We start from the raw sequence: 18,964 nt of genomic DNA on the forward strand, positions 1-18,964 counted from the left end.
CCCCCCCCCCGGCGCCCCCCCCCCGGGGGCCCACGTCGGTGAAGAACGGGTTGCCCACGTCCAGCACGACCAGGCCGATGGCGCGCGGCGTGCCGGAGCGCAGCTGGCGGGCGGCGTCGTTGCGGACGAACCCCAGCTCCTCGATCGCGCCCATGACCCGGTCGCGGGTCGCCGGCGCGACGACCTCGGGCCGGTTGAGCACGTTCGAGACGGTGCCGACGGACACCTTCGCGCGCATCGCCACGTCGCGGATGCTCACCGGTGACCCCACCGCGCCTCCTCGGCGGACTGAAGGTGTGAAGGAGTGGACTGTACCGCCCGGCCCCGACCGCGGCCCCACTCCATCCTAACCGCCCCGGCCTGCGTTAAATCGTTTCACCTCCACCGGTCGGGGTGATCACCGGCACCACCGCGGTCACCGCAGGAACGCGGCGGCCACGCCCGCGTCCACGGGCAGGTGCGCGCCGGTGGTGTGCGACAGCTCCCCCGCCGTCAACGCGAACACCGCGTTGGCCACGTGCTCGGGCAGCACCTCGCGCTTGAGCAGCGTCCGCTGCGCGTAGAACGCGCCCAGCTCCTCCTCCGGCACCCCGTACACGGCGGCCCGCTGCGCGCCCCAGCCGCCGGCGAAGATGCCCGACCCGCGCACCACGCCGTCGGGGTTGACGCCGTTGACCCGGATGCCGTGCTCGCCCAGCTCGGCCGCCAGCAGGCGGACCTGGTGCGCCTGGTCGGCCTTGGCCGCGCCGTAGGCGACGTTGTTCGGCCCGGCGAAGACCGCGTTCTTCGAGGCGATGTAGACGATGTCGCCGCCCATCCCCTGCTCGACCATCACCCTCGCGGCCGCCTTCGCGACCAGGAACGACCCGCGCGCCATCACGTCGTGCTGGAGGTCCCAGTCGCGGGCGGTGGTCTCCAGCAGCGGCTTGGAGATCGACAGGCCGGCGTTGTTGACCACCAGGTCCACCCCGCCGAACGCCAGGCACGCCTCCTCGACGGCCGCCGCGACGGCGTCCTCGTCGGTCACGTCGACGATCGCGGCCACCGCGGTGTCCGGGCCGCGTTCGTCCGCCACGGCCCGCGCCGCGTCGGCGTCGACGTCCGCCACGACCACGCACGCGCCCTCGGCGGCCAGCCGCAGCGCGATGGCCCTGCCGATGCCCGACCCCGCGCCGGTGACCAGGGCGACCCGGGAGGCCAGCGGCTTGGGCGCGGGCATCCGCCGGAGCTTGGCCTCCTCCAGCGCCCAGTACTCGATGCGGAACTTCTCCGCCTCGTCGATCGGCGCGTACCTCGACACCGACTCGGCGCCGCGCATCACGTTGATCGCGTTGACGTAGAACTCGCCCGCCACCCGCGCGGTCTGCTTGTCCTTGCCGTAGGAGAACATGCCGACGCCGGGCACCAGCACGATCGCCGGGTCCGCGCCGCGCATCGGCGGCGAGTCCGGCGTGGCGTGCCGCTCGTAGTAGGCGCGGTAGTCCTCCCGGTACGCCCGGTGCAGCTCGCGCAACCGGGCCGCGACCTCGTCCGGCGGCGCGGTCGGCGGCAGGTCGAGCACCATCGGCCGCACCTTGGTGCGCAGGAAGTGGTCCGGGCAGGACGTGCCCAGCGCGGCGAGCCTGGGGTGCTCGGCGTGGGCCAGGAAGTCCAGCACCACGTCGGCGTCGGTGAAGTGGCCGACCTGCGGCCGGTCGGTGGACGCCAGGCCGCGCAGCAGCGGCGCGAGCGCGGCGGCACGCGCCCGGCGTTCGGCGGCGGGCAGCGGGTCGTGCAGCTTCGCGCCGAACGGGTCGGGCCGGCCGCGCGCGGCCAGGAATTCGGTGGCCCGGCGGATGATCTCCAGGGACCGGTCCCGGCACTGCGCCGAGGTCTCGCCCCAGGCGGTGATGCCGTGGCCGCCCAGGATCACGCCGATGGCGTGCGGGTGCTCGCGCGCGATCGCGGCGATGTCCAAGCCGAGCTGGAACCCGGGACGCCGCCACGGCACCCACAGCACCCGGTCGCCGAACACCTCCTTGGTCAACGCCTCGCCGTCCGCGGCCGCGGCCAGCGCGATGCCCGCGTCGGGGTGCAGGTGGTCCACGTGCGCGGCCTCGACCAGGCCGTGCATGGCGGTGTCGATCGACGGCGCGGCCCCTCCCTTGCCGTGCAGGCAGTAGTCGAACGCGGCGACCATCTCGTCCTCGCGGTCCACGCCCGGGTAGACGTCGACCAGGGCGCGCAGCCGGTCCAGCCGCAGCACGGCCAGGCCGCTCGCGGTCAGCGTGCCGAGGTCGCCGCCGGAGCCCTTGACCCACAGCAGCTCGACCGGCCCGCCGGTCACCGGGTCGGTCCCCACCCCCTTGGCCGAGGTGTTGCCGCCCGCGTAGTTCGTGGTCGTCGGGTCCGCGCCCAGCTCGTGCGAGCGCTCCAGCAGTGCCTGCACCTGGTCGTCCCTGTCCCTGTCGTTCACGCGCCCCACCCCGCCTGCTCGCCGCCGACCCGTTCCGCCACGATCCGCTCGCCGTACCCCGACCGCGCGTAGGCCGCCATCGGGTCCGGGTCGAGCCCCATGCCCTCGCGCACGGACGCCACCAGCGGGCGGACGTCGGTGTTGAAGGCGTCCATCAGCACGGCGTTCGCGCCCAGCACGTCACCGGCGAGCTGCGCCGCGGTCAACGCCTCCCGGTCCACCAGCAGCGCCTTCGCGGTGGCCTCCTGCACGTTCATCACCGACCGGATCTGACCGGGGATCTTCGGCTCGATGTTGTGGCACTGGTCGAGCATGAACGCCACGCCGGACTCCGGCGCGAGCGCCCCGCCGTGCACGACCTCGACCATGATCCGGAAGAGCTGGAAGGGGTCCGCCGACCCGACCATCAGGTCGTCGTCGGCGTAGAAGCGGGAGTTGAAGTCGAAGCCGCCCAGCTTGCCCGCCCGCAGCAGCACCGCGACGATGAACTCGATGTTGGTGCCCGGCGCGTGGTGGCCGGTGTCGACCACGACCTGCGCCCGCTCGCCCAGCTCCAGGCAGTGCGCGTACGCGGTGCCCCAGTCCGGCACGTCGGTGGTGTAGAACGCGGGCTCGAACAGCTTGTACTCCAGCAGGATCCGCTGGTGCGGCCCGATGCGCTCGTAGGTCGCGCGCAACGCCTCGGCCAGCCGGTCCTGCCGGGCCCGGATGCTGTCCTGGCCGGGGTAGTTCGTGCCGTCGGCGAACCACAGCTTGAGGTCGCGCGACCCGGTGGCGTCCATGATGTCCACGCACTCCAGCAGGTGGTCGAGCGCCTTGCGGCGCGCCGCCGGGTCCGGCGAGCACACGCTGCCCAGCACGTACGCGTCGTCCTGGAAGACGTTGGCGTTGATGGTGCCGATCTCCACGCCCAGGTCGCGCGCGTGCCGGCCCAGCTCGGCGTAGTCGGGCACCGCGTCCCACGGGATGTGCAGGGCGACCGACGGCGCGACGCCGGTGAACCGGTGCACCTCCGCCGCGTCGGCGATCTTCTCGTGCGGCGTGCGCGGCACGCCCCGCTGCGCGAACACCTTGAACCGGGTGCCGGAGTTGCCGAACGCCCAGGACGGCAGCTCGATCCGCTGCCCGGCCAGGGCCTCCCGCACGCCACCCGCACCGGGTGCTGCTGTCTTGCCGTCCACGTCGGGACTCCTTACCTGCTCAGTCGAGGTGGAAGACCTCGGTCAGCGGCCTCATGGCCTCGTCGGGGTGCCTGCCGTCCAACGCGGTGAAGAACCCGGCCATCTCGGCCTGCCACCGGTCGTTCACCTCGCGGGCCCGCATGCCCCGCTGGGCCGCGTCCCAGTCCGGGGTCTCCAGGTAGCCGACGAGCAGGCCGTCGTCGGCCAGGAACAGGCTGTAGTTGCCCCAGCCGGTCTCCCGCAGGGCCTCGCGCATCTCGGGCCACACCTCGCGGTGCCGCTCCCGGTACTCCTCCAGCCGCTCCGGGCGCACCCGGAGCAGGAAGCAGACACGTCGCACGCCGAACCTCCGGAGGAATGAAACGTTTCACAGGACGCTATTGTCGGGCGGTAAACCTTGTCAATGGTCTGGACTACGCGCCACCTGCCGCTGTGGGTAACGGTGGGCGCGGGCCGCAGCGGGCCCCGGCGAGTGGGCGGTGTCGCGCACGTCGTCGTGGGTCACGGTGCGCGTGGGGCGGCGTCGGGCGCACGAGTTGTTGGGTCACGGTGGGCGCACGCCGTCGTAGAAGGCGACCCGGACGGTGATCTCCCGCCGCCCGCCGGCCGGGAGCGCCAGCGGCGCGTCCCAGGCGAGGGCCGAGCCGATGCCCTGGTACTGCCCCACCCGCACGAACCACGGGTCGGTCGGTCCGGAGAGCACGGCGGTCCACGCCCCCGCGGGGTCGTCGACCACGACCGCGAGCCACGGCGCGGTCCGGCCGTTCACCCGCTCCTCCCCCTCACCGTCCGGGCTGTGGACCCGCACCGAACGGGGGTCGAGGTCGGGCAGGCGCCAGAACCAGCCGCCGTAGCCCGCGCCCGCGCGTCCCTTGCTGCCCGGGCTGTGCAGCACCACGTCGCGTTCGGCGGTCAGCACGCTGGTCCACTCCAGCTCCCAGCCGCCGGTCACCACCCGGCGGCGGGTGCGTCGGTGCTCGCGCAGCAGCACGCCGCCCGCCGAGTCGCACCACGCCAGTTCGCCGGGTCCGGTCTCCTCCAGCCGGCCCAGCTCGCCCGGCACGTACCCCCGGCCGGGCACGTAGTTGCGGCCGCCCCACAGGTTGACGCCGTTGACGTCCGGCAGGGCGAGGCCGATGCCGCGGTGCCAGGGGTGGTCGTCGGGGTGCTCGCCGGTCACCACGACGCCGCCGAGCGTGCGCACCGGGTGCAGCGCCGGTCGCGGCACGACCAGCGGCAGCCGCTCGGTGTCCCAGCCGTGCCGGGCCACGCCGGCCAGCGGGGACCACGGCACCTCCAGCTCGGCGAACGTGCGCAGCCGCTCGGCGGCCCTGGCCACCGCGTGGTCGACGCCGTCCACGTCGACGCGCTTGCCGTTGCGGCGCAGCCAGGCGCGGTCGATCGGGAGCGGGTCCGGGGCGGTGCGGACCGCTTCGACCACCTTCATGAACGCCCCGGTCGCGACGAGCGGTGAGTGCAGCGGCACGGCCGGGTCGCGCAGGTGGGCGAGCAGGTTGCGCAGCGGCGAGTCGTGCCGGTGGCGTTCCTCGATGCCGTCGATCACCAGCCGGTGCTCGCTGTAGTGCAGGTCGGCCCGCTTGCGGCTGCCGTGCACGGTGAGCACCGGTTCCCGCACCACCTCCGCGCACAGCGTCACGGCGACCACGACGACCGTGCCGTTGCGCGTGCGCAGCCTCAGGCAGGAGGTGTCGTCGGCCTCGATGTCGCGGGCGCGCAGCAGCTCCAGCTCGATGTCGTGCACGTCGTCCACGCCCGTGCTGCCGTCCAGCGCCAACGCCGTCGCGATGCCGTGCGCGAACGGGTTCGTCAGCGCGCCGTCCACCACCGGGACGCCGTCGAGCGTGCGTCGGCCGGCCCACGGCGCGCGGGTGTAGTAGGAGTCGTCCCGCGACCAGGTGCCGCGCACGCCGATGCCCCGGATCTCGCCCAGCGCGCCCGAGCGGATCAGGTCGGCGAGGCGGTGCACGGCGTGCGAGCCGAGGCTCTGGAACCCGACCTGGACGGCGCGGTCGCCGGACCGGTCCACCAGCTGCCGCCAGCCGGTCAGGGTCGGGGTGGGCGGTTTCTCCAGGAGCAGGTGCGCGCCGGCGTCCAGGACCTGGTGCGCCAGCGGGAGGTGGGTGTGCATGGGGGTGGACACGATGCCGATGTCCGCGTCGCGCATCAGGGCCGCGAGGTCGGGGCTCACCGGTCGGTCGCCGGTCAGCCGTCGGGCCTCGGGGTCGAGCGGGTCGATCTCGCAGACCCCGGTGAGCCGCACCAGGCCCTCCGCTTCGAGGGCGGCGATCTGGCGCAGGTAGAGCCGCCCGTAGCCGGATGCGCCGGCGAGCACGAGGCGGGGTGTCACGGGCGGTCCGCGGCGAGGGTCCGGTCCGCGGCGAGGGTCCGGTACGCGGCGGGACTCCGGTGGGCGGTGGGTGCCGTCGGGCGGTGCGCGGATCGGTTCCCGGTCAGGGCTGGGTTCGCGGTGGGTGCGCCCCGGTGGTGGGCGTGGGCGGACCGGTGCGGGGCGGGTGCGTGGACCTCGCCCGGGAGCCGGTGGGGGTCGGGGGTGGCGGGTGGCGGGGCGATCACCGCTCCGGCCCCGCGCGACGGTTCGACCCGCATCCTTGACTCCTCGGTTGAATCGGTTCAACCACGCTAAGCGAGCCTGCCCGGTCCGTCAAGGCCCTTGTCCGGCCGCCGAAACCCCACCGGCTCCAACCCTTGCCATTTGCGTTGAATCGGTTCATCGTGTGGCGTCGTCACGCACCTCGCGCACCGTCGCGCCCTGGGAGGCCGCCGATGACCCGCGTCAGAACCCTGCCCGCCGTCCTGGCGGCCCTAGCGCTGGCCCTGAGCACGTCCCCGGCCGCGGCCGCGCCCGCCGGCCCCCGGCTGGAGCGCCTCGACCGCGGTCTGGTCGCCGCGCGCACCGACGACGGGGTGTTCCTGAGCTGGCGGCTGCTGCGCCACGAGGTCACCGGCCACACCGGCACCGGCCTGGCCGGTCCGGCGTTCGCGGTCTACCGCGACGGCCGCCGCGTAGCGACCGTCACCGACAGCACCAACTACCTCGACCGCGAGGGCGGCTCGGAGTACCGGGTGGCCCCGGTGGTCCGCGGTCGGCAGGGCGAGGTCAGCGAGCCGGTCTCGCCGTGGGCGGAGAACTTCCACGACCTGCCGCTGCGCAGGCCAGCCGACGGCGTCACGCCGGCCGGCGAGGCGTACACGTACCGGGCCAACGACGTCAGCGTGGGCGACGTGGACGGCGACGGCAGCTACGAGTACGTCGTGAAATGGGATCCGTCGAACTCGAAGGACGTGTCCCAGGTCGGCTACACCGGCCCCACCTACATCGACACCTACCGGTTCGACGGGACCCTGCTGCACCGCGTCGACCTGGGCGTGAACATCCGTTCCGGCGCGCACTACACGCAGTTCCTGGTCTACGACTTCGACGGCGACGGCCGCTCGGAGATGATGGTGAAGACCGCGCCCGGCACGAAGGTGACCACCTACGACCGGCGCGGCAACGCGGTGTCCGAGCGGTACGTGACGATGCCGCGCGAGGACGTGCGGGCCGGGTACTCGCACAGCGACGACTACCGGCTCAGCGCCGCGGGCTACTACGAGCACGTGGTGGAGATGTTCCGCGGCTGGCACGCGCACCCCGAGGTGGTGTCCGGGCGGTGGCCCGCGACGTTGGAGCAGGCGTTCGGCATCGAGCCCCGGTACGCGTACCCGCTGTCCGACGCGGACGCGCGGGCGTTGGCCGACTACTTCGTGGACGTGTACGCGCCGGCCCGCAGCACCCGCAACGCCCTGCGGGCGTTCGCCGGCTTCATCGTGGACGGCCCGGAGTACCTGACGGTGTTCGACGGCAGGTCCGGCCGTGAGCTGGAGACGGTGCGGTACGAGCCGGGGCGGCACGACGACGGGTTGATGTGGGGCGACTACGCGTACTCCCGGATCGAGCCGGGCAACCGGGTCGACCGGTTCCTGGCGGGAGTCGCGTACCTGGACGGCAAGCGGCCGTCGGCGGTCTTCGCCCGCGGCTACTACACCCGCACGACGCTGGCGGCGTACCGGTGGAACGGCCGCAAGCTGGTCAAGGACTGGTTCGTGGACAGCGGCTGGGTGCCGATGAGCAACCCGTTCAACTCCGCGGTGCACGGCAAGGACGGCACGTCGCCGACGCACGGCGGCCTGGCCACGCAGGGCGCGCACTCGCTGAGCGCGGCGGACGTGGACGGCGACGGCAAGCAGGAGATCGTCTACGGCGCGTCGACCATCGACGACGACGGCAAGGTGCTCTACAACTCGTCGGCCGTGCTGCCGCCGGGCAGCGCGAACCCCGGCGCGGTGGCGCGGCTCGGCCACGGCGACGCGTTGCACGTGACCGACATCGACCCGGCCCGGCCGGGGCTGGAGATCTACATGGTGCACGAGGGCGGGACGTCCGCGCCCTACGGCTACTCGTTGCGCGACGCGGCCACCGGCGCGGTGATCTACGGCGGGTACACCGGCCGGGACACCGGGCGCGGGATGATCGGCGACGTGCTGCCGGACGAGCCGGGGCTGGAGACGTGGGCGTCGCTGCCGGGCGGCACGGACGCGGCCGGGTTGTGGTCGGCGGACGGGCGGCCGCTGTCGACGGCGATCCCGGGCACGAACGCGAGCATCCGGTGGGCGGGCGACCTGACGACGCAGGTCGTGGACGGCGCGATCGACGTGACGCCGACGATCGACGACTGGCGGCGGGGGACGCTCCTGACCGCCGCGGGCACGCTCACCAACAACCACACCAAGGGCAACCCGTCGCTGGTGGCGGACGTGCTGGGCGACTGGCGCGAGGAGCTGCTGGTGCGCACGGCGGACAGCTCGGCGTTGCGGATCTACCTCAGCACGGAGGTCACCGGGCACAAGCTCTACACGTTGATGCAGGACCCGCAGTACCGGGTCGACGTGGCCCGGCAGCAGACGGCCTACAACCAGCCCGCGTACACCGGCTTCTACCTGGGCTCGGACGTCGATTGGGCGAAGGTGCCGCGTTAGGGTCGGCGGGTGATCACGCTCGCCGTCGCCCAGCCGCGCTGCACCCCTCACGACGTGCCCGCCAACGTGGCGGCGCACGCGGAGGCGGTGCGCGCGGCCGGGGCGCGCGTGGTGGTGTTCCCGGAGATGTCGTTGACGGGGTACCACTTCGACGCGCCGGCGGTGCCGTTCGAGCTGCTGGAGCCGTTGGTGGTGGCGTGCGGCGAGGCGGGGGCGGTGGCGTTCGCGGGTGCGCCGGTGGCCGGGCCGGAAGGACCGGGCATCGGGGTGTTGGAGGTGTCCGGGGCGGGGGTGCGGGTGGCGTACCGGAAGATGTGGCTCGGTGGCGGGGAGCCGCGGTGGTTCCGGGCCGGTGACGCGCCGGCGGTGGTCGAAGTGGACGGGGTTCGGCTCGGGTTGGCGGTGTGCAAGGACACCGGGGTGCCGCGGCACGCGGCGGACACGGTGGCGTTGGGGGTGGACGTGTACGCGGCCGGGGTGTTGGAGCACGCCGGGGAGTGGGACGTGGTGGACGCGCGGGCGCGGCGGGTGGCCCGGGAGCACGGGGTTTGGGTGGCGGTGGCGAGTTTCGCGGGGGCCACCGGGGAGGGGTACGGGGCGGCGGCCGGGCGGTCGGCGGTGTGGGACCCGTCCGGGGAGGTGGTGGTGGCGGCCGGGGTGGAGGTGGGGGCGGTGGTGCGGTGTGAGGTGTCGGGGGTGGGGAACCGGTGAGGTGAAGGGCTGGTGGTTGCGGCCGGCTCGATTTGACATGGGGCCCGTACGAGCACCCCAGGCAGGCCGTAGCCGGCAGGCCCGGCGGGGAAAAGCGTCCCGCCAAGCCTGCCGGCTCCGACCAGCCTAAGGCACTCGAACCCATGTCAAATCGGGCCTCGGTGGGGTGGTGGCGGGTCCGATGTGGGCGGTTGGTGTTGGTTTGGCCGTGGGGCTGTTGTGGGTGGTTGGGTTGGGTGGGTTGGGTGGAGGGTGGTTTTGGGCGGTTGTGTGACCTCGGCCGCTGGGGTTTGTCGTGCTGTGCTTGGATCAGCAGGGTGAGCACAATCTACGATTGTGGGGTTCCCGCTGATCGGACGGCGGGTCTCGCGGCTGCCGCGGGCGCGGTGCGGTCCGGGCGGTTGGTGGTTCTGCCCACCGACACGGTTTACGGGATCGGTTGTGACGCTTTCGACGCGTCCGCCGTGCGCGCCCTGCTGGAGGCGAAGGGGCGGGGGCCGGACATGCCCGTGCCCGTCCTCGTCGGGTCGTGGACGACGATCGACGGGTTGGTGCTCGGGGTGCCCCGGCAGGCGCGGGCGTTGATCGAGGCGTTCTGGCCGGGTGGGTTGTCGCTCGTGTTGCCGCACGCGCCGTCGCTGGCTTGGGATCTCGGTCACACCCGGGGCACGGTGATGCTGCGCATGCCGTTGCACCCGGTCGCCCTGGAGTTGTTGCGGGACGTCGGGCCGATGGCGGTCTCCAGCGCCAACAAGTCCGGGTTCCCCCCGCCCGGCACGGTGCAGGAGGCGTGGGACCAGCTCGGTGAGGAGGTCGGCGTCTACCTGGACGGCGGGCCGGCGACCGACAACGTCGGCTCCACGATCGTGGACCTGACCGGGCCCGACGCCGTCGTGTTGCGGGAGGGCGCGGTGGCGGTCGCGGACGTGTCCGAGGTGTTGGGCGTCGAAGTCGAGGTCGCGCGCTAGTGGATCTTCCCGATCGGAGTAGCGTGGTGGTCCTCTCCCGCGAACCACTCGCTGAAGATCCGCCCGACACCCCATCGCCGAGGGGCTAGCTTGCCGTGGGCCAGATGCCTGCCGTGTCCAACGTCCTCCCCGTCCGGGAGTACCTGCTCGTCGCCCTGACCGCCGCGGTCGTGACGTTCCTGCTCGTCGGGCTCGTGCGCGCGCTCGCGTTCCGGATCGGCGCGGTGGCCCACCCGCGCCAACGCGACGTGCACGTGCAACCCATGCCGCGGATGGGCGGCCTCGCCATGTACGGCGGCGTGCTGGGCGGCATGCTGCTGGCCCACCAGCTGCCGGTGCTGCGCTCGGCGTTCGACTTCTCCTACGACCCGTACGCGGTGATCGTGGGCGGCGGGGTCATCGTCCTCGTGGGCGTGCTGGACGACCGGTTCGAGTTGGACTCCCTGACGAAACTCGCGGGCCAGGTGACGGCGGCGGGCATCCTCGTGCTGTTCGGCCTGCAGTGGTTGCTGTTCTGGGTGCCGTGGGGCGACGGGGGCGAGGGGACCGGGTCGCTGCTGTCGCTGGACCAGAACCAGGGCGCGATCCTGAGCGTGCTGCTGGCCGTGACGATGGTCAACGCGATGAACTTCGTGGACGGGCTGGACGGCCTGGCGGCGGGCATCGGGCTCATCGCGGCCGCGGCGACGTGCGTGTTCTCGATCGGGCTGCTGGCGAACAACGGCGGCGACGTGGGCGCGTACCCGCCCGCCCTGATCGCGGCGACGCTGGCCGGCGCGTGCCTGGGGTTCCTGCCGCACAACTTCAACCCGGCGCGGATCTTCATGGGCGACTCCGGGTCGATGCTCATCGGGCTCATGCTCGCGGCGGCCACGATCTCGGCGTCCGGGAAGATCAACTACGAGTCGGTGCGGGCCACCGACGTGCTCGGCCTGCTGTCGCCGCTGGTGGTGGTGGCCGCGGTGCTGTTCGTGCCGCTGCTGGACCTGCTCATGGCCGTGGTCCGGCGCACGCGGCGGGGTGAGAGCCCGTTCTCCGCGGACAAGATGCACCTGCACCACCGGCTGCTCGAGATCGGCCACTCGCAGCGCCGCGCGGTGCTGCTGATCTACCTGTGGGCGGGCGTGCTGGCGTTCGGCGCGGTCGCGCTGACGTTGTTCGACGTCGTGGTCGTGGTGTGGTGCCTGGCGATCGGGCTCGTTCTCGCGCTGTTGGTCTCGGCGATACCCAGACTTCGCGAAGTGCGTCGCACTTGACCCCCGATGGTGGGGTGAGCATCAAGCCTTCTTTACACTCGGTCGTGACCGGGGAGAAGAGGTGACATGAGCCAGGACAAGACGGAGTGGACCCACGAGGCCGTCGTGCGGCGACTCGCGGGTGAGATGTACCGCGGCGCGCTGTGGGCGGCGCTCGGCACCGTGGTCGCGGGCGCGATCCTCTGGACTGTGCTGGCCGGTGTCCCCGGGCTCGTCGCCGCGCTGATCGGCGGCGCACTCGCGTGCCTGTCCTCGGCCGGGACGCTGCTGCTCATGCACCGCACCGCCGCCATGCCGCTCCAGGTCATCATGGTGGCGGCGCTGGGCGGGTTCATGGGCAAGCTGATCCTGCTGTTCGCCGTGGTGGCGCTGCTGCGCCAGTTCCCCGTCCTCCACGCCAACGCGCTCGCGCTGACCATGGTCGCGACCATCGTGGTCGCCACCGTCATGGAGGTGCGCGCCTCGAAGCGCAGTCGCAGTCAGATCGTCATCCCCACCCCTGGAAACACCTGATCTACCGGCTGGTACGGTGCGCGCAGGACGGGACACCCAGGTAGGTGGGGTGCCTCTCGCGGGCGCTTGCGGTCCGTAAGGTACGTTAAGTCCCGATCGTGACGATTCCCCCGGCGGAGTGAACGCCGGCCGGGAGAACCGGAAGGAACACAGTGACCACGATGGTGCTGGCTGCGGGTGATGAGTTCGTCGCACCCGGTGTGAAGGACTTCTTCCTCCCACCGATCTTCGGTGAGGTCACCAAGCCCATGGTGCTTCTGGTGCTCTCGATCTTGATCATCGGTGCGTTCTTCATCGCGGCGACCCGCAACCTCAAGCTCGTTCCCGGCAAGTTCCAGTTCGCCGCCGAGTCGCTCTACGACATCGGTCGCAACTCGATCGCGCGCGAGCAGATCGGTGGCAAGGACTTCAAGCCGTTCGTGCCGCTGATCCTCACGGTCTTCACGTTCATCCTGGTGAACAACCTGTTCGGGATCATCCCGTTCGTCCAGTTCCCGACGATGTCGCACATCGGGTTCCCGCTGGCGATCTCGTTGCTGGTGATCTACCCGGTCTACCACTTCGTCGGGTTCAAGCGCCACGGGTTCCTCGGGTACCTCAAGCACCAGACCATGCCGCCCGGCGCGCCGTGGTTCGTGCTCATCCTGCTGATCCCGATCGAGTTCTTCCAGAAGTTCTTCCTGAACCCGCTCACGCTCGCGATCCGAGTTTTCGCGGCCATGTTCGCGGGTCACCTGCTCTTGCTGGTGTTCACCTTGGCGGGTGAGTACCTGCTCTTCTCCGGCGGCATCACCGTCGTGGTCGCGCCCATCGCGTTCGCCTTCGCCATCGGGCTGACGTTCCTGGAAGCGCTGATCATGGTGCTGCAGGCCTACATCTTCGCGTTGCTGTCCGCCAACTACATCGGCGCGGCGCTGGCCGAAGAGCACTGAGAAATCACAAGCCTCCGATCCGCGAGCGTTCGCGGACCGAGTTGGAAAGGGAACACCACAAGTGAGCGCTATCGTTCTTGCCCAGGAAGCCGCGACCGTCAACCTGAACCAGGGTCTCGCTGCCATCGGCTACGGCCTCGCGGCGATCGGCCCCGGCATCGGCGTGGGTCTGATCTTCTCCTCGGTCATCAACGGCACCGCCCGTCAGCCCGAGGCCCGCGGCGTCCTGCTCAGCCTGGCCTGGACCACCTTCGCCATCGTCGAGGTCCTGGCGCTGCTCGGCTTCGTCGTCTACTTCCTCGCCATCGGCTGATCTGAAGTTCATCGCAATAAGGAAGGTTTGTGATGACTACCCTCATCCTGGCGGCGGAGGAAGGGGCCATCAACCCCGTTCTCCCGCACACGTCCGAAATCATCATCGGCCTGATCGCGTTCCTGCTGCTGTTCTTCGTCATCAAGAAGTTCGTGTCGCCGCGCTTCGAGACGTTGTACGCGGAACGTGCCGCCAAGATCGAGGGCGGGATCGAGAAGGCAGAGCAGGCGCAGGCCCAGGCGCAGCAGACGCTGGAGCAGTACAAGGCCCAGCTCGCCGAGGCCCGCGCCGAGGCGGCCCGCATCCGCGACGACGCCCGCATCGAGGGCGAGCAGATCATCAGCGAGCTGCGCGCCAAGGCGCAGGAGGAGTCCGCGCGGATCATCGCGCAGGGGCAGACCCAGCTCGAGACGCAGCGCGCGCAGATCGTCGCGGAGCTGCGCGGTGAGCTGGGCCGGCTGGCCATCGACCTGGCGGACCGGGTCGTCGGCGAGTCGCTGGAGGACGAGGTGCGCCGTCGGGGCACCGTCGACCGCTTCCTCTCCGAACTCGACGGCACGTCGGCTCCGGCCGCCAAGTGAGGGAACGCCGATGACGCTGCACGCCGCCAGCCGTGACGCCCTGGCCGCCGCCGAGCTGCGGCTGCTCGAGGTCGTGGACGGCACGACTGGCCCCACCGCCGGCGAGTCCCTGGCGAAGCTGGGCACCGAGCTGTTCGCGGTCGTGAGCCTGCTGTCGGCGCAGCCCGCGCTGCGCCGGGCCCTGGCCGACAACTCCTCGGACCCCGCGTCCCGGGAGCAGCTGCTGCGCGGTCTGCTCGACGGCAAGGTCGAGGACGTGACCCTGCAGGTGCTGGGCACGGTCGTCACCGCGCGCTGGTCCAGCCCGCGCGAACTGGTCGACGGCATCGAGTCCCTGGCCCGCACCACGCTGCTGGTGCGGGCGGAGCGGGACGGCAAGCTCGACTCCGTCGAGGACGAGCTGTTCCGCCTCGGTCGCATCATCGCGGGCAACCACGAGCTGGAGCTGGCGCTCTCCGACCCGGCGGCCGACCCCGCCGGCAAGGTCGCGCTGGTCGACAGCCTCGTGGCGGGCAAGGTCGAGGAGACCACCAAGGTCCTGGTCGACCAGCTCGTCCGCGATCCGCGCGGCCTGGGAGTCGTCACCGGCCTCGGCGACCTCGCGTCGCTCGCGGCCAAGCGCCGGGAACGTTCCGTCGCCTACGTCCGTTCCGCCGTCGAGCTGGACGCGGCGCAGCAGGACCGCCTGGAAGCCACGCTGACCCGGATCTACTCCAGGCCGATCGCGCTGCACGTGGAGGTCGACCCCACGCTGCGCGGCGGGCTGCTGATCAAGATCGGCGACGAAGTCATCGACGGGAGCGTGGCCGGTCGGCTGGCGTCACTGCGCCGCGACCTCGCCGGCTGACCGACCGGAACCGCGGCCCACAAGCCCCTTTCCCAGAACGAAGTGAGAGCAGGAACGACATGGCGGAGCTGACGATCTCGTCGGACGAGATCCGCAGTGCGATCGAGAAGTACGTCTCGACCTACTCCCCGGAAGTCAGCCGGGAAGAGGTCGGCGTCGTCGCGGAGACCTACGACGGCATCGCCATCGTCGAGGGTCTGCCCGGCACCATGACCAACGAGCTGCTGGAGTTCCCCGGCGGCGTGCTCGGCGTGGCCCTGAACCTGGAAGTCCGCCAGATCGGCGCGGTCATCCTGGGCGACTTCGACAAGATCGAAGAGGGCCAGGAGGTCAAGCGGACCGGCCAGGTGCTCTCCGTGCCCGTCGGCGACGGCTTCCTGGGCCGCGTGGTGAACCCGCTCGGCCAGCCGATCGACGGCCTCGGCGACATCGTGGCCGACGACAACCGCGCGCTGGAGCTGCAGGCCGCGACCGTGCTCCAGCGGCAGCCGGTGAGCGAGCCGATGCAGACCGGCATCAAGGCGATCGACGCGATGACCCCGATCGGCCGCGGTCAGCGCCAGCTGATCATCGGCGACCGCAAGACCGGCAAGACCGCGGTCTGCATCGACACGATCATCAACCAGAAGAAGGCCTGGGAGTCGGGCGACCCGAAGCAGCAGGTCCGCTGCGTCTACGTCGCCATCGGCCAGAAGGGCTCCACCATCGCGGGCGTCAAGGCCGCGCTGGAGGAGGCGGGCGCGCTGGAGTACACCACCATCGTCGCCGCGCCGGCGTCCGACTCGGCCGGCTTCAAGTGGCTCGCGCCCTACACCGGCTCGGCCATCGGCCAGCACTGGATGTACCAGGGCAAGCACGTCCTGATCATCTTCGACGACCTGACCAAGCAGGCGGAGGCGTACCGCGCCATCTCGCTGCTGCTGCGCCGCCCGCCGGGCCGCGAGGCGTACCCGGGCGACGTCTTCTACTTGCACTCGCGCCTGCTCGAGCGCTGCGCGAAGCTGTCCGACGACATGGGCGGCGGCTCGATGACCGGCCTGCCGATCATCGAGACCAAGGCCAACGACGTGTCGGCGTACATCCCGACCAACGTCATCTCGATCACCGACGGCCAGTGCTTCCTCGAGTCCGACCTGTTCAACGCCGGTGTGCGACCGGCCGTCAACGTGGGTATCTCGGTGTCCCGCGTCGGTGGCGCCGCGCAGATCAAGGCGATGAAGGACGTCGCGGGCTCGCTGCGCCTGGACCTGTCTCAGTTCCGCGAGCTGGAGGCGTTCTCCGCGTTCGCCTCGGACCTCGACGCGGCCTCCCGCGCCCAGCTGGAGCGCGGCGCCCGCCTGGTCGAGCTGCTCAAGCAGGGCCAGTACTCGCCGGTGCCGGTCGAGGAGCAGGTCGTCTCGATCTTCCTCGGCACGAACGGGCACTACGACGACATCCCGGTGGGCGACGTCCGCCGCTTCGAGGCGGAGTTCCTGGACCACGTGCGGCGCAGCCACGACGTGATCCTGTCCGGCATCCGCGAGTCCAAGAAGTTGTCGGACGACGCCAAGACCGGCATCGTGGACGCCGTCAACGCGTTCAAGCAGCAGTTCACCGCTTCCAACGGCGCGACCGCGGTCAACGACGCGCCCGCCGAGGCGATGGACGCCGACCAGGTCGGGCAGGAGTCGGTGAAGGTCAACCGGCCCGCGCCGACCGAGAAGTGACGTAGGCATGGCGGCACAGATCCGAGAGCTGCGCCAGCGGATCCGCTCGGTCAACTCGACCAAGAAGATCACCAAGGCGTACGAGCTCATCGCCACGTCCCGTCTCGCCAAGGCGCAGACGAGGGTCGCGGCGTCGCGCCCCTACGCGGAGGAGATCACCTCGGTCCTCTCCGCGCTGGCGACGGCGTCCGCGAACCTCGACCACCCGTTGCTGACCGAGCGCAAGAACCCCCGCCGGGCCGCGGTCCTCGTCGTGACGAGCGACAAGGGCATGTGCGGCGGCTACAACGCGAACGTGCTGCGCGCGGCGGAGGAGCTGCTGGCGCTGCTGCGGTCCGAGGGCAAGGAGCCCGTGCTCTACGTCATCGGCCGCAAGGGCGTGGGCTACTACCGGTTCCGCCGCCGCGCGATCGCGGGCGAGTGGACCGGCTTCTCGCAGCTCCCGCACTACGTCAACGCCGCGGAGGCCGGTGACGCGCTGGTCAAGGCGTTCGTCGCGGGCAGCGACGACGAGGGCGACAAGCCCGGCCCGGACGGCGTGCTCGGCGTGGACGAGCTGCACGTGGTCTACACCGAGTTCAGGTCCATGCTGAGCCAGACGCCGGTCGCCAAGCGGATCGCGCCGATGGTGGTCGACTTCGACCCGGAGCCGCAGAAGCTCCAGTCGGTGTACTCGTTCGAGCCGAGCGCGGAGACGCTGCTGGGCGCGCTGCTGCCCAAGTACGTCAAGACCCGGCTCTTCTCGGCACTGCTGGACGCGGCGGCCTCGGAGTCGGCGGCGCGGCGGACCGCGATGAAGGCGGCGACGGACAACGCCACCGAGCTGGTCCGCAACCTCAGCCGCCAGGCGAACCAGGCCCGCCAGGCCCAGATCACCCAGGAGATCAGCGAGATCGTCGGTGGCGCCTCCGCGCTTACCGGTGGCGCAGGAAGTGATGAGTGACATGAGTGCTACTGCCACCACCACCCGCACCGGCCGTGTGGTCCGGGTGATCGGTGCCGTCGTCGACGTGGAGTTCCCGCGCGACGCGGTGCCGGAGCTGTTCAACGCCCTGCACGTGGAGATCACCTACGAGGCGGTCGCCAAGACGCTGACCCTGGAGGTCGCCCAGCACCTGGGCGACAACCTGGTCCGCACGATCTCGATGCAGCCGACCGACGGCCTGGTCCGCGGCGCGGCGGTGACCGACACCGGCAAGGCGATCAGCGTGCCCGTCGGCGACGTCGTCAAGGGCCACGTCTTCAACGCGCTGGGCGACTGCCTCGACGAGCCCGGCCTCGGCCGCGACGGCGAGCAGTGGGCGATCCACCGCAAGGCCCCGTCGTTCGACCAGCTCGAGGGCAAGACCGAGATCCTGGAGACGGGCATCAAGGTCATCGACCTGCTGACCCCGTACGTCAAGGGCGGCAAGATCGGCCTGTTCGGCGGCGCGGGCGTGGGCAAGACGGTGCTCATCCAGGAGATGATCACCCGTATCGCCCGCGAGTTCTCCGGCACGTCGGTGTTCGCCGGCGTCGGCGAGCGCACCCGTGAGGGCACCGACCTCCTCCTGGAGATGGAGGAGATGGGCGTGCTCGGCGACACCGCCCTGGTGTTCGGCCAGATGGACGAGCCGCCCGGCACCCGCATGCGCGTCGCGCTGTCCGCGCTGACCATGGCGGAGTACTTCCGCGACGTGCAGAACCAGGACGTGCTGCTGTTCATCGACAACATCTTCCGGTTCACCCAGGCGGGCTCGGAGGTGTCGACCCTGCTGGGCCGCATGCCGTCCGCCGTGGGTTACCAGCCGACGCTGGCCGACGAGATGGGCGAGCTGCAGGAGCGCATCACCTCGACGCGCGGTAAGTCGATCACCTCGCTGCAGGCCATCTACGTGCCCGCGGACGACTACACCGACCCCGCGCCGGCCACCACGTTCGCCCACCTGGACGCGACGACGGAGCTCTCCCGTCCGATCTCCCAGAAGGGCATCTACCCGGCGGTGGACCCGCTGTCCTCGTCCTCCCGGATCCTCGAGCCGTCGATCGTCGGCGAGGAGCACTACCGGGTGGCGCAGGAGGTCAAGCGGATCCTGCAGAAGTACAAGGAGCTGCAGGACATCATCGCCATCCTCGGCATGGACGAGCTGTCCGAGGAGGACAAGGTCCTCGTCGGCCGCGCCCGTCGCCTGGAGCGCTTCCTCGGCCAGAACTTCATCGTGGCCGAGAAGTTCACCGGTCAGCCCGGCTCGTTCGTGCCGATCAAGGACACGATCGAGGCGTTCGACCGCGTCTGCAAGGGCGAGTTCGACCACTACCCGGAGCAGGCGTTCTTCTCCTGCGGCGGGTTGGACGACGTCGAGGCCAACGCCAAGAAGCTCGCCGCCAAGTGAGGTAGGGCTGTCGTGGGGGGGGGGGGGGGGGGCGCGCGCGCAGCCCCGCCGCGGGGTGGGGGGGGGGGGCC

General features: G+C 71.4%; 17 protein-coding genes. 12 read left to right on the forward strand and 5 right to left on the reverse strand.

The window, feature by feature from the left end:
* The 5 genes from ACFXGA_RS33485 to ACFXGA_RS33505 all read right to left on the reverse strand — a co-directional run.
* A partial coding sequence (locus ACFXGA_RS33485; RefSeq protein WP_378094997.1) for a LacI family DNA-binding transcriptional regulator occupies positions 1 to 238 on the reverse strand: 238 nt, incomplete at its 3' end.
* A gap of 177 nt (positions 239 to 415) precedes the next feature.
* A complete protein-coding gene (locus ACFXGA_RS33490) occupies positions 416 to 2,455 on the reverse strand; it encodes a bifunctional aldolase/short-chain dehydrogenase (protein ID WP_378094969.1) in 2,040 nt (679 codons plus the stop codon).
* The gene (gene rhaI, locus ACFXGA_RS33495) at positions 2,452 to 3,600 is read right to left on the reverse strand and encodes an L-rhamnose isomerase (RefSeq protein ID WP_378094999.1); all 1,149 of its coding nucleotides are present in this window, start codon (positions 3,598 to 3,600) and stop codon (positions 2,452 to 2,454) included. Before rhaI ends, ACFXGA_RS33490 begins: the two co-directional genes overlap by 4 nt.
* Positions 3,601 to 3,655: 55 nt before the next feature.
* Entirely contained in the window at positions 3,656 to 3,976 is a 321-nt protein-coding gene (locus ACFXGA_RS33500) for an L-rhamnose mutarotase (RefSeq protein ID WP_378094971.1), read from the reverse strand.
* A gap of 204 nt (positions 3,977 to 4,180) precedes the next feature.
* Positions 4,181 to 6,004 carry a DUF6807 family protein gene (locus ACFXGA_RS33505; protein WP_378094973.1) on the reverse strand — a complete coding sequence of 608 codons (1,824 nt, stop codon included), beginning with the start codon at positions 6,002 to 6,004 and terminating at the stop codon, positions 4,181 to 4,183.
* 437 nt (positions 6,005 to 6,441) lie between these two features.
* Between ACFXGA_RS33505 and ACFXGA_RS33510 the strand changes: the two genes are divergently transcribed.
* The 12 genes from ACFXGA_RS33510 (at position 6,442) to atpD (ending at position 18,893) form a co-directional block, all read left to right on the forward strand.
* On the forward strand, positions 6,442 to 8,694 hold the full coding sequence (locus ACFXGA_RS33510) for a rhamnogalacturonan lyase (protein ID WP_378094975.1): 2,253 nt from the start codon (positions 6,442 to 6,444) through the stop codon (positions 8,692 to 8,694).
* Between the two features lie 9 nt (positions 8,695 to 8,703).
* Positions 8,704 to 9,405 carry a carbon-nitrogen hydrolase family protein gene (locus ACFXGA_RS33515; RefSeq protein ID WP_378094977.1) on the forward strand — a complete coding sequence of 234 codons (702 nt, stop codon included), beginning with the start codon at positions 8,704 to 8,706 and terminating at the stop codon, positions 9,403 to 9,405.
* Positions 9,406 to 9,722: 317 nt separating this feature from the next.
* Positions 9,723 to 10,373 (forward strand): L-threonylcarbamoyladenylate synthase, encoded by a 651-nt coding sequence (locus tag ACFXGA_RS33520; protein ID WP_378094979.1) that lies wholly within the window; start codon positions 9,723 to 9,725, stop codon positions 10,371 to 10,373.
* Positions 10,374 to 10,477: 104 nt separating this feature from the next.
* Positions 10,478 to 11,629 carry a glycosyltransferase family 4 protein gene (locus ACFXGA_RS33525; RefSeq protein ID WP_378094981.1) on the forward strand — a complete coding sequence of 384 codons (1,152 nt, stop codon included), beginning with the start codon at positions 10,478 to 10,480 and terminating at the stop codon, positions 11,627 to 11,629.
* A 66-nt stretch (positions 11,630 to 11,695) separates the two neighbouring features.
* Entirely contained in the window at positions 11,696 to 12,142 is a 447-nt protein-coding gene (locus tag ACFXGA_RS33530) for a hypothetical protein (RefSeq protein ID WP_378094983.1), read from the forward strand.
* Positions 12,143 to 12,294: 152 nt separating this feature from the next.
* Positions 12,295 to 13,074 (forward strand): F0F1 ATP synthase subunit A, encoded by a 780-nt coding sequence (atpB, locus tag ACFXGA_RS33535; RefSeq protein ID WP_378094985.1) that lies wholly within the window; start codon positions 12,295 to 12,297, stop codon positions 13,072 to 13,074.
* A 61-nt stretch (positions 13,075 to 13,135) separates the two neighbouring features.
* Positions 13,136 to 13,387 (forward strand): ATP F0F1 synthase subunit C, encoded by a 252-nt coding sequence (locus ACFXGA_RS33540; RefSeq protein ID WP_053721978.1) that lies wholly within the window; start codon positions 13,136 to 13,138, stop codon positions 13,385 to 13,387.
* 32 nt (positions 13,388 to 13,419) lie between these two features.
* On the forward strand, positions 13,420 to 13,968 hold the full coding sequence (locus ACFXGA_RS33545; RefSeq protein ID WP_378094987.1) for a F0F1 ATP synthase subunit B: 549 nt from the start codon (positions 13,420 to 13,422) through the stop codon (positions 13,966 to 13,968).
* A gap of 10 nt (positions 13,969 to 13,978) precedes the next feature.
* Positions 13,979 to 14,815, forward strand: coding sequence for a F0F1 ATP synthase subunit delta (locus ACFXGA_RS33550; RefSeq protein WP_378094989.1), 837 nt, complete (start codon positions 13,979 to 13,981; stop codon positions 14,813 to 14,815).
* A gap of 59 nt (positions 14,816 to 14,874) precedes the next feature.
* Complete coding sequence (atpA, locus tag ACFXGA_RS33555) at positions 14,875 to 16,521, forward strand: F0F1 ATP synthase subunit alpha (protein ID WP_378094991.1); 1,647 nt, start codon at positions 14,875 to 14,877, stop codon at positions 16,519 to 16,521.
* A gap of 7 nt (positions 16,522 to 16,528) precedes the next feature.
* Entirely contained in the window at positions 16,529 to 17,464 is a 936-nt protein-coding gene (locus tag ACFXGA_RS33560; RefSeq protein ID WP_378094993.1) for a F0F1 ATP synthase subunit gamma, read from the forward strand.
* Positions 17,457 to 18,893, forward strand: coding sequence for a F0F1 ATP synthase subunit beta (gene atpD, locus ACFXGA_RS33565; protein ID WP_378094995.1), 1,437 nt, complete (start codon positions 17,457 to 17,459; stop codon positions 18,891 to 18,893). Before ACFXGA_RS33560 ends, atpD begins: the two co-directional genes overlap by 8 nt.
* Positions 18,894 to 18,964 lie beyond the last annotated feature (71 nt).

The organism is Actinosynnema sp. NPDC059335, from assembly GCF_042752395.1.
Classification (GTDB): domain Bacteria; phylum Actinomycetota; class Actinomycetes; order Mycobacteriales; family Pseudonocardiaceae; genus Actinosynnema.